The following is a 16004-nucleotide window of genomic DNA, read 5'->3' on the forward strand; positions in this document are numbered from 1 at the left end:
GGTCGAATTCCTCAAAATACAAGGGATTAATTCAATTTATCGAACTGTGCGTTTCTCTATTCCTACAATGCCGTCTTTCTTTCAACAAAGCCAAGATCGGTAATGGATCAGCCTACTTATCAACGCTATCAACTATCAAAGCTATCAACTGTCAACTATCAACTATCAAAGCTATCAACTGTCAACTATCAACTACAATTGATCTTGCACGATGGGTCAAAATACGCTATGGCAACGCTGAAATCGTCGAAATTGGGCTTGAGTCGAATTCAACAGGCACGCAAGGAGAAGGGATGGAGTTGGAATGCAGAAGATGACACTTGTTTTCTTGAAGCCAGCCAAATTTTAGAACCTACGGGAACTTGGCATACTGGGGGACCTTATGCCTATGGGGTGTCTCTGGGGACGTGGAAGCGCTTTCTGGCTGGGAAATACCCCATTAGTGCCAAAACTTTTAAGGTCTATTGTCAAATCCTAGGACTACCTTGGGAGGAGATTGTCGATCGCCGGGATACTCACTCAAGTGCAAGCAAGCAAGACTGGGATGAGGAGATTGATGTTTCTTGCTTTTACGGACGCGAAGAGGAACTCGGACAACTCGAACAATGGATCCTTGGCGATCGCTGTCGTCTCATCATTTTATCGGGTATGGGGGGCATTGGCAAAACTTCTCTCTCGGTTAAACTGGGAGAAAATTTACAGGAACAATTTCAATATGTCTTGCGGCGATCGCTGCGTCACGAACCTCCTATTGGCGATCTCTTAACAGAAATTCATACTTTTCTTTGCACTAAGACTGAACCTCAAATTCCCCCTGCGATCGAGGAACAAATTGCTCAAATTGTTGAGTTTTTACGCGATCGCCGATGTTTGTTATTATTGGATGATTTTGAAGCTATTTTATCGAGGGGAAAATTAGCCGGACAATACCAGAAAAATCACCAAAATTATAGCGAACTGATTCGTCGAATTGGTCAAGAACGCCATCAAAGTTGTTTGCTGATCGTCACCCGAGAGAAACCGAGAGAAATTACTGCTTTAGCAAGCGATTCTTCTCCAATTCGCGCTCTAAAATTAAGAGGATTATCTCTAGAAAAAGCGCGAAAAATATTGACAGATCGCGGGTTTTCTGCATCTCAAAATGGTACAAATCAATTAATTCAACTCTATCGCGGGCATCCTCTGGCTTTAAAACTGATTTCTAGCACCATTCAAGATATTTTTGGGGGAGAAATTTTTGAGTTTCTCAAACAAAGTACCTTGGTTTTGGGAGATATCATGCCGACAATTTTTTATCAACAATTCGATCGCCTCTCAACATTAGAGCGAGAAATTGTCTATTGGCTGACAATTGAAGGTGATCCCGTTTCTCTTTCTCAAATTAAGAACGATCTGCGATTTTCGGGAACTTCTTCCTCGGAAATTGTCGCGGCTTTAGAATCTTTAAAGCGGCGATCGCTTTTAGAGATTTCTAAATCTATCGATGGGTTTGCGGAATTTACTTTAGGCACTGTTTTTATGAAGTATATCACCAAGCAATTGCTTGATGAATTTTTGCGTGAAATAGAAACAATATTAGAAGGGCGATCGCTCCAAAATATTAAAATTATGAAAACCCATTGTTTGGTAAGTCCGCGAGGTGAACGGAATGATAAGCGAGATTTAATTCTCAGAAAACTCCAAGAAAAACTCGAACTAACGCTCAGTTTTGCCGATGGTTTAGAAGAAGTTATGGAAATTCTTAAAGATCGTGCTATGAAAGATATTGGTTATGCTAAAATTAATTTGAGTGCTGTTTTATCCACGAACAAATAAAAAATAACCCACAACAACGATGAAAATTGCGATCGCGCAACTTAATCCTACGATCGGCGACCTGAATGGTAATGCGAATACCATTCTCGAAACAGCGCAAACAGCTTCAGAACAAGGCGTTCAACTGTTATTAACCCCAGAACTTTCTTTATGCGGTTATCCTCCCCGCGATTTATTGCTCAATCCAAATTTTGTGGCAAAAATGTTACAAAAGTTACAGCAATTGGCACGAGAATTACCGCAAAATTTAACAGTTTTAGTCGGGACTGTCGAACCTAATCCCAAAGCAGAATTGCAAGGTCAAAAACCGCTTTTTAATAGTATTGCGCTCTTAAATCAAGGAGAAATTAAACGCATTTTTTATAAGCGTTTGTTACCCACTTATGATGTTTTTGACGAACACCGTTATTTTACGGCAGGGGATGAAAGTAATTATTTTATTTTAGAAAATGAAGGACATTCTCTCAAAATTGGCGTAACTATTTGTGAAGATTTATGGAATGATGAGGAGTTCTGGGGAAGACGCAGCTATCAAGTGAATCCTATCGAAGATTTAGCGCGATCGCAGGTTGATTTTATTGTAAATTTGTCGGCTTCTCCTTACAGTGTCAGCAAACAGAAATTACGGGAAGCAATGTTACATCATTGCGTTTTGCGTTATAAAATTCCGATAATTTATACCAATCAAGTCGGGGGAAATGACGATCTTTTATTTGATGGTAATAGCATTGCATTTAATCGAAATGGTGCTTTAATTTGTCGTGCCAAAAGTTTCACAACCGATGTAAAAATTGTTGAATTCGATCCAGAAAAACGAGACTATTTGCCTGCTGAGATTGTACCTTTACCCAATTCTGAAGAAGCAGAAATCTGGTCGGCATTAGTATTAGGAGTGAGAGATTATGCTAGAAAATGCGGCTTTTCTCAGGTTATTTTAGGCTTAAGCGGAGGCATTGATTCTGCTTTGGTTGCGGCGATCGCGGCTGAAGCAATGGGTGCAAAAAATGTCTTAGGGGTTTTAATGCCTTCTCCCTACAGTTCCGATCATTCCCTCATAGATGCGGAAGCATTAGTTAATAATTTGGGCATTAACAGTCAAACGATCGCGATCGCAGCAGCAATGACGGCTTACGATCGCCTATTAAACCCCTTATTTAGAGAGACAGAATTTGGTATCGCAGAGGAAAATATTCAATCACGAATTCGCGGCAATTTATTAATGGCGATCTCCAACAAATTTAATTATCTTCTCCTCTCTACGGGGAATAAATCAGAAATGTCCGTGGGATACTGCACCTTATACGGGGATATGAATGGGGGTTTAGCCGTTATTGCCGATGTTCCTAAAATGCGAGTTTTTGCCCTCTGTCGCTGGTTAAATCAGGAACAAGAAATCATTCCTAAAAATATTATTATTAAGCCTCCCAGCGCAGAACTCAAGCCCGAACAAACCGATCGCGACTCTCTTCCCCCTTACGAAATTCTCGACGATATTCTCTGTCAATTAGTCGAAAAGCATCAATCGATTGAGGAGATTGTCAGGTCCCGAGGCGATCGCGCTACAGTAGAAAAGATAGCACGTTTGGTCGCTCGTGCCGAATTTAAGCGCCGTCAGGCACCACCAGGGTTAAAGATTACCGATCGCGCTTTTGGGACCGGTTGGCGAATGCCGATCGCTTCTCGAGTCACAGATTAAAACTCGCAAAATTTTCACTTAACAAAGAAAAGATTTATGAGAGACAATACAAGCAAAAATTCTTTACTACTTCCCATGAAATTAGTAGGAAAATGGGGAAAATGGGCGATCGCAGTCTTAGGATTATTTATTATATTAGGAATGTGGCGAACTGGGACTAACTTTGTTGGCGAAATAACAACCTTCTTTCGGATTGAAATAAAAGAACCGGAAGTAGATATCGCTACAGTTATTGTTGAAAAAATTCGCGGTGCAAGTGAATTAACAACTGCTATTTATACGACAGAAACAGTTGTTCCAACTCATCAAGATCGCGAATTAATGGGAACTTTTCAATTTCGGACAAAAATGCTTTATATTGCTTATGGGGAAGTAAAAGCAGGAATCGATCTGAGTCAATTAACCCCAAAAAATGTTAAAATTGTAGACAATATTCTCTATATTCAACTACCAGCACCGCAAATTTTAGATGCTAATATTGATGTAACGCGATCGCGAATTTATGACTACGATCGCGGTGCTTTTAATTTAGGTCCCGATGTTGGTGCCGAACTACAAACTTTAGCACAACAAACCACCTTAAAGAAAATCGTTGCAGGTGCGTGCGAACAAGGACTCCTCAATGAAGCAAACGATCGCGCTAAATTAGCAATTACTCAATTATTAAACTTAGCAGGACACGAACGAGTCGAAGTAACAACAACCCCACCTTATTTAAAAACCTGTCAACAGAGTTAGGAACAGTAAGCTAAATACAAACTTATTTGCAATTAGTTTTACAGTTAACTCGGAGATGTTTTTCTGGGAACTAACTGTTTTCTTAAATACTTTGTCAAGGGTTTTTCAATTAAATCATAAAAAATACAAGAAATTCCAATCGAAATTATCGCAATTAACGAACCGAGAATAAAATAGTTATTAATTGCTTCATTGAGTTTCAATTTTAAACTCAATTGAACTAAAGCAGAAATAACAGGACTGTGAATGAGATAAATTGAATAAGACGCATCTCCGAAATAAGTAAAGATTTTGGGAATTTCTACACCGTTTTTAATATCAATTGAAGCGGCACCCATCACCAGAAAGAAACAGGGAATTCCTGAAAATATCGTTCGATTAATTGTAAAGTCAATTCCAAAAAGATTAATAATATTGACCTCATTAATAACACCATAAGTTTGTAAATAACTAAATAGCAATAACGATCCGAGTCCTAGAAAAAATATTGTTCTGCGATAGTGCAAAGAATAATTGAGAACAATATAAGCAGCAATACAACCAAACAAAAACTCCAAATTAAGAGAATTGAAAACAAGTCCCCATCGAGGATATTCTGCGGGAGAAATGGCAAAAGCACTAATAAATTGACTGGTAGAACCCAAAAGAACGATCGCAATTATAGCCAAATAAAAACGACGTGGTAGAATATAATTTAAACTGAAAATAAGATAAAAGAAAAGAATTAGAATTAAAGTCCAGCCTACATTTAAAATAGGAGCTTGCTGTTGAGGAAAGAGCAGAAATGATTGTATCGTTGAGCTTAGAGTTAAAGGGGTATTATTTTTAAATCCCGGTATTAAAAGTAAGAAAAGAAGAATCCCTAGAGTAGCCAGCCAATAAATCGGGTAAATCCGAACAAATCGCTTTAATAAAAAAGATTTAAACCTTGTGAAACTCCGTTGTAATAAATTTTGATGTTGAGTATAAATAATGATAAATCCACTGAGTACAAGAAAGTAATCAACCCCAGACCAACCAAACTTGAAGATATCAAAAAAATAAACCGCATTAAATTTCTCATTTGTTAACTGATCGACATGAAATAAGGCCACCGCGATCGCAGCAAGTCCTCTAAATAGTTGTAATAGATTGAGAGTTTTGGGTTTATTGTTCGTTTGTTGCTGCATTTTTTCGTTAATTAAAGCAAATAAAATTTAAAATTTCAGGGATTTCTCCGTTTTTAATAACCGTCAGCAGGCATAATAAAAGAGAAAGAATTAAAAAAGATTGGGAATGATGCTCCGTTTTCGTCGTTGGTTGACTTTATCTCTCCTTACTTTCCTAGCTATGTTTCTGGCGATCGCTTGTTCGGGGGGGACACCCTTTGTTAACGAAACAGCGATTCGCATTGGTTCAAAAGATTTCGCCGAACAATTCATCTTAGCCGAAATGTATGCGTTAATTCTCGAAGATAATGGCTTTGCAGTAGAACGAAAACTCAATTTGGGGGGAACTCCTGTCGCTCAGAGTAGTTTAATACAGGGAGAAATCGACTTTTATCCAGAATATACTGGAACGGCACTTTTAGGCGTATTAAAACTGCCAGGAAATAGCGATCGCCAAAAAGTTTACGAAACCGTCGCTCGAGGATACAAAGAGCAATTTAATCTTATCTGGCTTGCTCCCTCCCCTATGAATAATACACAAGCGTTGGTTGTAACTCAAGCAGGGGTAGAAAAATATGGGTTGAAAACAATTTCTGATTTGATCGCCAATGCAAATCGAGTCACTTTGATCGGACCACCAGAATTTCAAGATAGGGAAGATGGGTTGCCAGGTTTGGAGGAAGTATATGGCAAATTTACCTTAAAAGAATATAAATCCGTTGATGCGGGATTGCGCTATCAAGGACTAATAGAAGGAGAAGCTGATGTTGCAGTGGGATTTAGTACCGATGGAGAAATTAGTGCTTATAATTTGGTGATGTTAGAAGATGATAAAAATCTTTTTCCTCCCTATCAAGTTGCTCCAGTCATGCGTCAAGAACTCCTCGATCGCCATCCGGAAATTATAGATATTCTCAATTCTGTCACAATTCGTCTCACCGATGAAGCAATGCAAAAATTAAATTATGAAGTTACAGGAAAACAGCGAGAACCGGCTGATATTGCCAATGAGTTTTTGCAGGAAGAAGGATTATTGAAGCGGTAAGCGATACTGCTTATCTGAAGATTTCACTGTGAAAATACTTCAGGTAAAGTAGTTTTTTCTCCTTGCATTGACCAGCCATTTTTCTCTGCATTTTTTTCGAGTTTCTGAACTCGAGTTTCTGATAAAGGATGACTGTAAAAATATTCAGTAACCTTTAATTCTGTTTCTTCCTCTTGAAGGCGTTTAAACAAATCCAAACTATGGCCGCCATGACCATAACGACGTATTACCGCATTTAAACCAGATAAATCTGCTGCGGATTCTTGACTTCTACTATAGTTTAAACTCGATAAATTGAGTACCGTTCCCACAACTCTAGAATCCCCCGATCCTGATGTGCCAAAAACAAGCGACCAACCCAAATTAAGAACTAATCCTCGACCCAAACCGCGTAACCCATCTCGGTTTCGTAAATGTCCCAATTCATGTGCTAAAACAAAGGCTAATTCATTTTCTGATTTTACCTCATCGAGAAAAGCAGTAGTGACGAGAACATGGCCTCCTGGTATCGCTGCAGCGTTGACAATTGGACTTTTTAAAAAATGTAAAGTTAGGGGAATTTTATCCTCTGGGTCTTGGAGAGAATCGAGCAATTCTTGTAGGTGAGAAATGCGAGGATCGTTTTCAATAGGTGTTCCACCTAATAATAAATAAGCACTGGCAATAGACGAATCGCCGATCGCTTTTTCGGTTTCTATTGGAATGCGAGGGACGATCGCATCTACGGCTAAACCCAAGGCAATATAAATCGCCAAACTCACCCCTACAACCGTCCCCAATAACTGTGCTAAGTTCGTTAGGGGATGAATTTTAGAAATGTTAACTTCTTCGGTGATTTCCTTGGGTTTATATGTCATTTTATTAACAAATTGTTAAAAAATTATTAACAAAAGTCTTAACGAATGGCTGTCCCATAAACAATAACTTCTAATGAAGCAACTCCCTGTTTGCTGCTATTGCCAATTGTTGCTGTTTCATAGCGGACATTCAGCACTTGAGTGGCTCCCCAGGCGATCGCCTCTTCCTTTAAGCGTAACAAACTTTCCCGACGAGCGCGATCGAGGAGGGTTTCATATACTGTTACTCGTCCCCCACTAAGTTCCGTAATGCCAAAACAAAAGTTTTAAAAGCATCAGGAGAAATCACCACTTCTCCTACAACTAATCTTGCTTCTCTCGCTTCGGGTAACGGCTGTTTGCACCCATAATTAACAACAGGAAGGTGAAGGGTTTGGCGCTCTCGTTTACGAATACTTTCGTAATGCTGTTTCTCGAAATATGCACCGATTAAGTACCCAAAACCAATCACGAAAAAAGGGGAGAGAATAACAATCAGATCCTCCATGATTATGATACTCTCACTGCTGTTCCATAAGCGAACAATTCTGCTGCACCTTGAGCCACAGAAGAGGTCGCAAAACGGATATTAACAATGGCATTTGCTCCTAATTGCTGCCCTTGGAGTACCATGCGATCGAGGGCTTCTTGGCGTGCTTCCTGAAGAAGTTCGGTATACCCTTTGAGTTCGCCACCGACAATATTTTTTATCCCCGCTAAAAAATCTTTGCCGATATTTTTAGCACGAACGGTACTGCCTTGTACAATGCCGTAATGTTCCAAAATTTCTTTTCCGGGTACACCTTCGAGGGTAGTGAGAATCATAGTTTTCTTGCTGTTAAGAATGAAAAAGTGAAAATCTTTCTTTGCAATAAGGGTAATTGATTAAAAATCATCGCATACCTTTCTTCTTTTCAGGGTATCTGTAACAATTTTGTAATGCGATGGACAATCAAAACGCCTGCTCTATTCTCAGATTGATTCTGAATGGTTAGGAAAAGTATTATCGGGAAAAACGATCGGAGTTTGTAGTGCCAGAGAAACTTTAACATTTGTGCCGATCGCCAATGCTTTTAAAACATTAGAACGGACAAGTAATTCCTGTCCAGAAGTCATCTCCACCCGGTAACAATGTTCTCTCCCGAGGAATTGGCGATCGCCAATCACGCCATTACCGCTTTCGTCTGGTTGTAAAATAATCTCCTCTTGACGTACCATTAAATCCCCCTTATTTTTTCCTTTATCTTCTGCAACAAAATAGCCGAATTCTGTCTCCCAACCTTGGCCAGAATACCGTGCAGGGATAAAATTAGCTTGGGTCACAAACTCCGCCACAAAGCGAGAAACCGGATGTAAATAGACTTCCTCGGGAGTTCCCACCTGTTCTAAATATCCCCCTTGCATAACTCCCACAGAATCTGAAATTGAAAGAGCTTCTTCTTGATCGTGAGTCACAAAAATCGCAGAAGTTCCGGCTGCTTTAAGAATACTTCTCAGTTCTTGTCGCAAATGTAACCTCACCTGTACATCCAGATTGCTCAATGGCTCATCTAATAATACCAGTGCTGGACGAGGAGCCAATGCCCGCGCTAAAGCTACGCGCTGCTGTTGACCCCCGGAAATTTGATAGGGATAGCGATCGCCTAATCCACTCAATCCCACCAATTGCAAGACTTCTCGGAGGCGCTGTTTCACCTCCCCTGCCAATTTTCCCCCTTTATGAGTTAACCCAAAGGCAATATTATCCTGTACTGTGAGATGAGGAAAAAGAGCATAGTCTTGAAACACCATTCCCACTCCCCTTTGTTCTGGCGGCAAAAAATGACCACGTTTTGAAACTAAAGTTCCCGCAATCTCAATACTTCCCTCATCAACTTCTTCAAACCCCGCAATAAGGCGCAAAAGGGTTGTTTTTCCGCACCCAGAGGGTCCCAAAAGCGTCAAGATTTCGCCGCGATGGAGGTGAAGGGTAATATCATTGACAACGGGACGTTTTAAGGTGGCAAATTTCTTGGTAACGCGATCGAGATGCAGAATAGTCGGTTTTTGGTTTGACATATCAAGAATGTGAGGACAGGAAACGCAAAAAAGGAACGACTTCCCAATTCTTCCTGGGTATGCTAGGTTAAACTTAGCTTAGTAGTTGAAACTAATTCTCATTAAAACTTTGTAAAGGATTTTGGAGTCTAGGTCAAATTGTCCCTATCTTCCCCCGTTTGGAAAACCCAGAAATTACGACAAGGCGTTGGTCGCAACGTCTTTCCTTTTGGAAATCGTGGCTGGACGCTTCTGGTCGCAGCGATCGCCATCCCCATCTGCGTCCCTATTTTAGTAGTCCTTAGTAGCATTTTTGCGGATTCAGGGGAAGTTTGGAGTCATCTCGCTGCGACAGTATTGCCAGATTATCTCAAAAACTCCGCAATTCTAATGGTCGGAGTCGGTTTGGGAACCTTCGCGATCGGGACCGGGACAGCGTGGTTAACGACCATGTGCCGCTTTCCAGGGAGTCGTTGGCTAGAATGGTTATTATTGCTTCCCCTCGCTGCACCGGCTTATTTATTGGCTTATGTTTATACAGAATTTCTCGACTACTATGGCCTTGTCCAAACAACCCTAAGAAGCATTTTCGGCTGGACGAGTGCGGGAGATTACTGGTTTCCCAATATTCGCTCTATGGGAGGGGCGATCGCCATGCTGGTCCTCGTCCTCTATCCCTATGTTTTCTTGTTGGCGCGAGTTGCTTTTTTAGAGCAGTGTACTTGTACTCTTGAAGCCAGTCGCTCTCTAGGTTGTAACCCCTGGCGCAGTTTTGTGAGAATCGCCCTTCCCCTTGCTCGTCCCTCCATTATTGCCGGATTAGCCTTGGTATTAATGGAAACCTTAAATGATTTTGGCACGGTGCAGTTTTTCGGGATTTCCACCTTTACCACGGGGATTTATCGCACTTGGCTGGGAATGGGAGAACATACGGCGGCGGCACAATTGGCAGCAGTTCTGCTAACCTTTGTGTTAGTTTTAATGGCCTTAGAGCGGCGATCGCGCCGTCAAGCCAAATACTATCAAACCGCCAATCATGCTAAACCTTTTCAACCCTATAAACTGGGAGGATTTCGCGCCGGTACTGCTTTAATTGCCTGTAGTATTCCCGTTATTTTCGGGTTTTTGCTTCCCGTGGGAGTGTTGTTAGAAATGACCCTAAATCGCTCAGAAAGCACCCTGGGTCGTAACTTTTGGGGTTTAGCATCCCATAGCTTGATTTTGGCAGTTTTAACGGCAATTTTCGGGGTCACTCTCGCCCTGGTGATGGCTTACGGACAACGGTTACAAAATAATTTTGCTATGTCCTTTTCGGTACGCATCGCTGCAATGGGTTATGCAATACCAGGATCGGTGATTGCAGTAGGAGTTTTGATTCCTATTGGACGATTTGATAACGCGATCGATAGTTGGATGCGATCGCATTTTGGGATATCTACGGGACTATTATTAAGTGGGACGATCGCGGCACTAATTTTTGCTTATTTAGTGCGCTTTTTAGCCGTATCTTTTAACACAGTAGAGTCGAGTTTGGGGAAAATTCAACCCAGTTTAGACGATGCTGCACGGAGTTTAGGTCATTCCCCTGCAAGTACGCTGATTAAAGTTCACGCACCTTTGATGTCTGGGGGACTTTTAACGGCGGCCATGTTAGTCTTTGTGGATGTCATGAAAGAACTTCCCGCTACTTTAGTAATTCGCCCCTTTAACTTCGATACCTTGGCAATACAAGTCTATCAATACGCTTCTGATGAACGTTTAGTAGAAGCCGCAGCACCTGCACTGGCTATTATTTTAGTGGGAATAGTCCCCGTGATTTTTCTCAGTTTGCGAATTGCGCGATCGCGCCACTGTTAAATTTGGTAAAATTTTGTTATTACAGTGTTTCCTAAATCTATAATCTGAGTTAGGATTCGGGTGATCGTTATATAGTGATTACTTGAATTGTTCTAAATTCTGTACTCAATATCCTAACCTAAAATGTCAAAAAAATTAGCTCGAAAGCCTTTAATAGAGGCAATATTTGAATTGAGGTGGGAATTAAAAGATTCTAAATTTGGAGGAGCTAGAGATCCCAATTATCAACTCTTAGTTGGGAGATTTTTTGATAGAGTTCAACCTAAGTATCCCTACTATCAACGAATGACTCCTGATTTAATTCCAGAAGAAGTTTTAGGAGGGGTTATTCAACATCGTTTTAAAAAGGGTGAAAACCAATATCCACTTATACAGTTGGGTGCTGGTGTTTTAACCATCAATTCTACTGAAGATTATGTTTGGGATGATTTTAAAACTACCGTTTTAGAAGTTACTAGGATATTTTATGATGCTTATCCTAGAAGAGATAACTTAGAAATTAATTCATTAAGTCTTCGATATATAGATGTAGTTGACGTGAATTTTGAAGAAATAGGCCTTTATGATTTTCTTCAAAAAAAATTAAAAATAAACTTGTCATTAAATGAATCATTATTTGAGGAGACCAACTTAGATCCTGAACCACTAGCATTAAAACTAAATTTAATGTTTAAATGTGTAAAACCGAAAGGCTTCATGTCTTTTAATCTTTTCAAAGGACAGCACAATCAAAAAGATGCTATAATCTGGGATTATGCGATTAGTTCACAAGGCTCTGATTTACCAAACTTGCCACAAGAAGCAGAAACATGGTTAGATGAAACTCATGAGGTTTCTCACAATTGGTTTTTCTCACTAATTGAAGGCGATTTATTGGAGGGATTCAAATGAATACAGCAAACTTAACTCCGTTACCAAATTTTAGTTCTAATTTTGTTAAGAACCAAAATGAAACTAGGATTAACGAAACTGAACTCACTGAACTCTTGTTTAAACAGTGTATATTAAGAAAATTACAGTTATCTAAAAGTCAAGATCATTTAGTCACTAATTACGGAACTAATATTATGTCTTCTGGTTTTGAGACAGAAACTAGATTAAACACTTCTACATACTCTAACTATATGGAATTAGAAAGTGTAGAATTCAGGCAAAATCAAACAGAATTTGACTGGAGTAAAAATACCAATCCTTTCGATAGAATTAGTCATCTCCGAGATTTACAAGAAAATTGGGATAACTATGGCGCACCTAGCTTTTCTGAACAACAAATAAATAGAGCAATTAGAATCTATCTACAATTCTTAGATTATTCTTTTTCTCAACAAGATAATTACCTAGATATACGTCCTTTTGTCGCCCCTAGCTCTGATGGTTCTATCCTTCTAGAATGGGGTGGAAATAGATTTCCCATTAGACAGTTAGAGCTTTATATTCCTGCCGATTTAGAAAGCGATTTGCAATATCTTAAATCATCAGCAATAGATGATGAAGAAGGAGACATTAATGAAAATAAATTATCTGTATTATTTAGTTGGTTATTCACAGAAAGTAGGTAAATGACTGAAGAGGAAATTGACTCTAATGAAGAGTTACTCAGATGGCTTCATCCTGGTCAATTTGACTGGAAGGAAAAGAGGCCAACTTCTGCTGCTTTTAAAGATCAATATATGTCAGTTGATATTGCTTCTCGAACAAGTCTAGAGGAAAGTTACGAGAGAGGTAAAAGATACGGTAAAAATGCTGTTGTTTCGTTCAAAGCCAAAGTTGCTTATGAAAAGGATCAGAAAGTCTGCTACTGTCCCACATCTGTCTATCAAAATCAATCTGATAAAGCAGTGTGTACTACACAACAAGAATGTCCGGTATATAATGAGAATGTCTCATCAAAAGATTTAAAAATCATTAATCCTGCTCATGGTTGTGTCATTGGAAAAAAAACCAAAAGTATTGCTAAATTTTTTGCAAAAAATGTAAAGGTCGAAATATATCCTCCGGCTCAATCAACAGATTGAGAGAAACTAAAAAACTCGCACTTCTTAATTCAGATTTATCTTACACGATCTTAAAAATATCGTGACTCATTCAACAGAGCAACAACCTTGGCAAACTCACGATCGCCTTGTCGAAATCAACTCACTTTGGGTCAAATTAATTGGCGATCGCCTGGAAGACAATACAGCGACTATTGGCACGTAGAGAAAGCAGATTCGGCTATTATTCTAATTAATACTGAAGGTTCGATCGCAGTTTATTGAAAATGTCGCGTACTCTCGTTGTTAAAATTGGTACCTCTAGCTTGACTCATCCCGATACGGGTCAACTTGCTCTGTCTACCATTGCTTCCTTGATAGAAACCCTGACCCGCTTGCGAAATTCCGGCGATCGCGTTACCTTAGTTTCTTCCGGTGCCGTTGGGGTGGGATGCAGCCGTCTGAACTTAAGCGAGCGACCGAGAACCATGTCCCGCAAACAGGCGATCGCCGCAGTGGGACAAGGACGCTTGATGAGAGTTTATGACGATCTATTTACGACCTTGCAACAACCCATCGCCCAAATCTTATTAACGCGACGGGATTTAATGGAGCGTAGTTGTTATGTGAATGCTTACAACACCTTTAAAGAATTGTTTGAATTGGGAGTTATCCCGATCGTTAACGAAAATGATACAGTTGCCATCGAAGAATTAAAATTTGGCGATAATGACACCCTCTCAGCCTTGGTTGCGAACTTAATCGACGCAGACTGGCTCTTTTTACTCACCGACGTGGAGCGCCTCTATTCTGCCGATCCGAGGGCATTTCCTAACGCTGAACCGATTAATAGCGTGACTGCGGACGAATTGGCAACCCTGCAAGTTGAAGCGGGAACAAAAGGCTCCGGCTGGGGAACCGGAGGGATGGCCACCAAATTAGCCGCCGCTCGCATTGCCACCAATGCAGGAGTTAAAACCGTTATTATGCGAGGGCAACAACCTGGAAACATCGAGAAGATTCTCCGAGGAGAACCCTTGGGGACTCAATTTGAACCCCAACCCCGCACGGAAACCGCTCGCAAACGCTGGATCGCCCACGGTTTAATTACGATGGGTACGCTTTATTTAGATGAGGGAGCCGTCACCGCCATTCGCGATCGCGGCAAATCCTTGCTGGCGGCGGGAATTACCCAAATAGAAGGGAATTTTCCCGCCTCTGAAGCCGTGATGCTCTGCGATAGTCAGAATCGTAAAATTGCTCGCGGTATTGTTAACTACAGCAGTACAGAACTTCAGCAAATTCAAGGAGTGCGATCGGAGCAAATCGCCGCCATTTTAGGTTATGTGGGGGCGGAAACAATTGTTCATCGCGATAATTTAGTTTTGGAGGGATGAATGATAAATTTCCTCTACCGGAGAACTAATTGCTCACTTCAGGAGGAGAAATTTCAGCATTCAATTGCTCGGATATGGTGACGCGATCGCTTCCATGTCTTGCCGATTGAGACAGAGACTCTATTTGTGAGGGTTCGGGTTCGATGGTTGTCTTGGCATCAGGGCGATCGGCAGTCACCCAACTCAATCCCCCCACAGCCCCAGCCACGAGAGCAGTATAGCCAACATAGGCTTGTAAAGTGGTTGTAGAAGCCAGAGCAGGTCCGCGCACGTTGATATTGGGAGTATACCAAGAGGGAACCGCACTGTTTTGGATGGGTTTCGGGAGAGAGTTAACGAGGGCATTACCGTCTAAACCGAGAGAGTTTCCCAAGCGCCGGATAAAACCGCGCAAATATACATCTTCTGGCAAGCGATCGATCTCACCTTCTTCAATTGCTTTGATATAGAAAACCTGGATCAGGGTTTTACTATAAAGGGAACCAAAAGAAATTCCCTGAGCAACCCGTGCTTCTTTCAAAGTATGCCCGATTTGCCGACAAACTTTTACTCGCTCTTCTGCCACAATGCGATCGCGTTGTGCTGGCGTTATTTTTTGGGTGAATTTGGAACGACCTTTAGATTTAGATTTAGATTTTGTTGGAGAAGCCGCAGCAGGTGCCTGGATTTTGGCTTGAGAGTCTGTCTCCGTTGTCTCTTGAGGAGAAGAGGGCATTTCGGGGTCAACGCACTCTGTTGAATATTCCTCCACAGAGGTTTGAGGATGGCGATCGCCGGGCTTTCCTTTCGCTTTAACGGAAACTACCTTTTTTTTCAAGGTATCGGGAGCGATATGATAATTTTGGGCGATTTGTTGAAACGTAACGCGAATGGCTTCTCGTCCCAAAGATTGCAGCAGCGATCGCGTTGCTTCTAGGGTTTCTCCAGCAAGATTATCTAATCCTGCCATAACGCGCTGATAAATTTCGCTTTGCTCTAAATCGGCTTCAATTTGAGAGAAAACCGATTGGGTTCGGAGTTGAGTTGTAGAATTTACGGTTGGGGAAATTCCACTCGAACAAGTTGCTAATTGTAATTCCATAAGTCTAGTTCTGTAATTCCCGCGTGAAAGATTTTATTCTTCCTTCGATCCTTTCTTCTAGAGGCTTGGAGTCAGTCCGGATTATTTTGCCAGTCCTCGCATTTTTTTGCTCAAAGTGCCGTTTCTGTTCAACTACGCAGGCGATCGGCTCTCCGAAATAATTCTTTTCCCGAATATAAATAAAATCAACCTTACTGAAAATAAAGCTGCTAGAATGGACAGGGAAGAGGAGATGGGGGAGCAAAGGGATTTTTGATATTTTCTCGCTTATTTCCGATCGGGTTAAATTCGTTTCAGGAAATCTTTTCATGCCTAAAACAGGTAAATTGGCCTACGCTGTAGATCGTGCAACAGGTCAATGGAAAGCACTCAGTGGCTGTA

17 protein-coding genes are annotated in these 16004 nt (G+C 40.8%); 10 read left to right on the plus strand and 7 right to left on the minus strand.

Features of this window, described 5'->3' with window-relative positions; genetic code table 11:
- Nucleotides 1–102: 102 nt before the first annotated feature.
- The 3 genes from VB714_RS16850 to VB714_RS16860 are packed head-to-tail and all read left to right on the plus strand — an operon-like array spanning nt 103 to nt 4249.
- A complete protein-coding gene (locus tag VB714_RS16850; RefSeq protein ID WP_323225800.1) occupies nt 103–1815 on the plus strand; it encodes an NB-ARC domain-containing protein in 1713 nt (570 codons plus the stop codon).
- A 19-nt stretch (nt 1816–1834) separates the two neighbouring features.
- Entirely contained in the window at nt 1835–3511 is a 1677-nt protein-coding gene (locus VB714_RS16855; protein WP_323225801.1) for an NAD+ synthase, read from the plus strand.
- Between the two features lie 36 nt (nt 3512–3547).
- The gene (locus VB714_RS16860) at nt 3548–4249 is read left to right on the plus strand and encodes a DUF4230 domain-containing protein (RefSeq protein ID WP_323225802.1); all 702 of its coding nucleotides are present in this window, start codon (nt 3548–3550) and stop codon (nt 4247–4249) included.
- A 44-nt stretch (nt 4250–4293) separates the two neighbouring features.
- Here the strand turns inward: VB714_RS16860 and VB714_RS16865 are convergent, their stop codons facing one another.
- Entirely contained in the window at nt 4294–5418 is a 1125-nt protein-coding gene (locus tag VB714_RS16865; RefSeq protein WP_323225803.1) for an acyltransferase, read from the minus strand.
- A 109-nt stretch (nt 5419–5527) separates the two neighbouring features.
- Here VB714_RS16865 and VB714_RS16870 point away from each other — a divergent pair, with 109 nt between their 5' ends.
- Complete coding sequence (locus VB714_RS16870; protein WP_416309720.1) at nt 5528–6442, plus strand: glycine betaine ABC transporter substrate-binding protein; 915 nt, start codon at nt 5528–5530, stop codon at nt 6440–6442.
- A 23-nt stretch (nt 6443–6465) separates the two neighbouring features.
- Here VB714_RS16870 and VB714_RS16875 read toward each other — a convergent pair whose 3' ends face one another.
- The 5 genes from VB714_RS16875 to VB714_RS16895 all read right to left on the minus strand — a co-directional run bounded on the left by VB714_RS16875 (nt 6466) and on the right by VB714_RS16895 (nt 9336).
- Complete coding sequence (locus tag VB714_RS16875; protein ID WP_323225805.1) at nt 6466–7299, minus strand: M48 family metallopeptidase; 834 nt, start codon at nt 7297–7299, stop codon at nt 6466–6468.
- 38 nt (nt 7300–7337) lie between these two features.
- Nucleotides 7338–7550, minus strand: a complete 213-nt coding sequence (locus VB714_RS16880; protein WP_323225816.1) for a YbjQ family protein — start codon at nt 7548–7550, stop codon at nt 7338–7340.
- Complete coding sequence (locus VB714_RS16885) at nt 7523–7786, minus strand: hypothetical protein (RefSeq protein WP_323225806.1); 264 nt, start codon at nt 7784–7786, stop codon at nt 7523–7525. Before VB714_RS16885 ends, VB714_RS16880 begins: the two co-directional genes overlap by 28 nt.
- A gap of 2 nt (nt 7787–7788) precedes the next feature.
- The gene (locus VB714_RS16890) at nt 7789–8103 is read right to left on the minus strand and encodes a YbjQ family protein (protein ID WP_323225807.1); all 315 of its coding nucleotides are present in this window, start codon (nt 8101–8103) and stop codon (nt 7789–7791) included.
- Between the two features lie 147 nt (nt 8104–8250).
- Entirely contained in the window at nt 8251–9336 is a 1086-nt protein-coding gene (locus VB714_RS16895; RefSeq protein WP_323225808.1) for an ABC transporter ATP-binding protein, read from the minus strand.
- 231 nt (nt 9337–9567) lie between these two features.
- Between VB714_RS16895 and VB714_RS16900 the strand changes: the two genes are divergently transcribed.
- The 6 genes from VB714_RS16900 (at nt 9568) to proB (ending at nt 14542) form a co-directional block, all read left to right on the plus strand.
- The gene (locus VB714_RS16900) at nt 9568–11172 is read left to right on the plus strand and encodes an ABC transporter permease (RefSeq protein ID WP_416309721.1); all 1605 of its coding nucleotides are present in this window, start codon (nt 9568–9570) and stop codon (nt 11170–11172) included.
- Between the two features lie 123 nt (nt 11173–11295).
- The gene (locus tag VB714_RS16905) at nt 11296–12063 is read left to right on the plus strand and encodes a TIGR04255 family protein (protein WP_323225810.1); all 768 of its coding nucleotides are present in this window, start codon (nt 11296–11298) and stop codon (nt 12061–12063) included.
- Complete coding sequence (locus tag VB714_RS16910) at nt 12060–12731, plus strand: hypothetical protein (protein ID WP_323225811.1); 672 nt, start codon at nt 12060–12062, stop codon at nt 12729–12731. Before VB714_RS16905 ends, VB714_RS16910 begins: the two co-directional genes overlap by 4 nt.
- The gene (locus tag VB714_RS16915) at nt 12732–13187 is read left to right on the plus strand and encodes a hypothetical protein (RefSeq protein ID WP_323225812.1); all 456 of its coding nucleotides are present in this window, start codon (nt 12732–12734) and stop codon (nt 13185–13187) included. It begins immediately after the preceding gene.
- A gap of 61 nt (nt 13188–13248) precedes the next feature.
- Nucleotides 13249–13371: a hypothetical protein gene (locus VB714_RS16920; protein ID WP_323225813.1), complete on the plus strand. Its 123-nt coding sequence runs from the start codon at nt 13249–13251 to the stop codon at nt 13369–13371.
- A gap of 61 nt (nt 13372–13432) precedes the next feature.
- Nucleotides 13433–14542, plus strand: coding sequence for a glutamate 5-kinase (gene proB / locus VB714_RS16925; protein ID WP_323225814.1), 1110 nt, complete (start codon nt 13433–13435; stop codon nt 14540–14542).
- Between the two features lie 25 nt (nt 14543–14567).
- On the opposite strand, the gene VB714_RS16930 is transcribed toward proB, so the two are convergent.
- Nucleotides 14568–15623, minus strand: a complete 1056-nt coding sequence (locus VB714_RS16930) for a helix-turn-helix domain-containing protein (RefSeq protein ID WP_323225815.1) — start codon at nt 15621–15623, stop codon at nt 14568–14570.
- Nucleotides 15624–16004: the final 381 nt, after the last annotated feature.

The sequence above is a fragment of the Spirulina sp. 06S082 genome, assembly GCF_034932145.1.
GTDB lineage: Bacteria > Cyanobacteriota > Cyanobacteriia > Cyanobacteriales > Spirulinaceae > CCY15215.

What these genes read in the sequence shown, in the direction of transcription:
- VB714_RS16860 (WP_323225802.1), top strand. Translation starts at nt 3,548, where the DNA reads ATGAGAGACAATACAAGCAAAAATTCTTTACTACTTCCCATGAAATTA.
- VB714_RS16930 (WP_323225815.1), bottom strand. Translation starts at nt 15,623, where the DNA reads ATGGAATTACAATTAGCAACTTGTTCGAGTGGAATTTCCCCAACCGTA.
- VB714_RS16890 (WP_323225807.1), bottom strand. Translation starts at nt 8,103, where the DNA reads ATGATTCTCACTACCCTCGAAGGTGTACCCGGAAAAGAAATTTTGGAA.
- VB714_RS16885 (WP_323225806.1), bottom strand. Translation starts at nt 7,786, where the DNA reads ATGGAGGATCTGATTGTTATTCTCTCCCCTTTTTTCGTGATTGGTTTT.
- VB714_RS16910 (WP_323225811.1), top strand. Translation starts at nt 12,060, where the DNA reads ATGAATACAGCAAACTTAACTCCGTTACCAAATTTTAGTTCTAATTTT.
- proB (WP_323225814.1), top strand. Translation starts at nt 13,433, where the DNA reads ATGTCGCGTACTCTCGTTGTTAAAATTGGTACCTCTAGCTTGACTCAT.
- VB714_RS16850 (WP_323225800.1), top strand. Translation starts at nt 103, where the DNA reads ATGGATCAGCCTACTTATCAACGCTATCAACTATCAAAGCTATCAACT.
- VB714_RS16905 (WP_323225810.1), top strand. Translation starts at nt 11,296, where the DNA reads ATGTCAAAAAAATTAGCTCGAAAGCCTTTAATAGAGGCAATATTTGAA.
- VB714_RS16875 (WP_323225805.1), bottom strand. Translation starts at nt 7,299, where the DNA reads ATGACATATAAACCCAAGGAAATCACCGAAGAAGTTAACATTTCTAAA.
- VB714_RS16915 (WP_323225812.1), top strand. Translation starts at nt 12,732, where the DNA reads ATGACTGAAGAGGAAATTGACTCTAATGAAGAGTTACTCAGATGGCTT.
- VB714_RS16895 (WP_323225808.1), bottom strand. Translation starts at nt 9,336, where the DNA reads ATGTCAAACCAAAAACCGACTATTCTGCATCTCGATCGCGTTACCAAG.
- VB714_RS16870 (WP_416309720.1), top strand. Translation starts at nt 5,528, where the DNA reads ATGCTCCGTTTTCGTCGTTGGTTGACTTTATCTCTCCTTACTTTCCTA.
- VB714_RS16865 (WP_323225803.1), bottom strand. Translation starts at nt 5,418, where the DNA reads ATGCAGCAACAAACGAACAATAAACCCAAAACTCTCAATCTATTACAA.
- VB714_RS16855 (WP_323225801.1), top strand. Translation starts at nt 1,835, where the DNA reads ATGAAAATTGCGATCGCGCAACTTAATCCTACGATCGGCGACCTGAAT.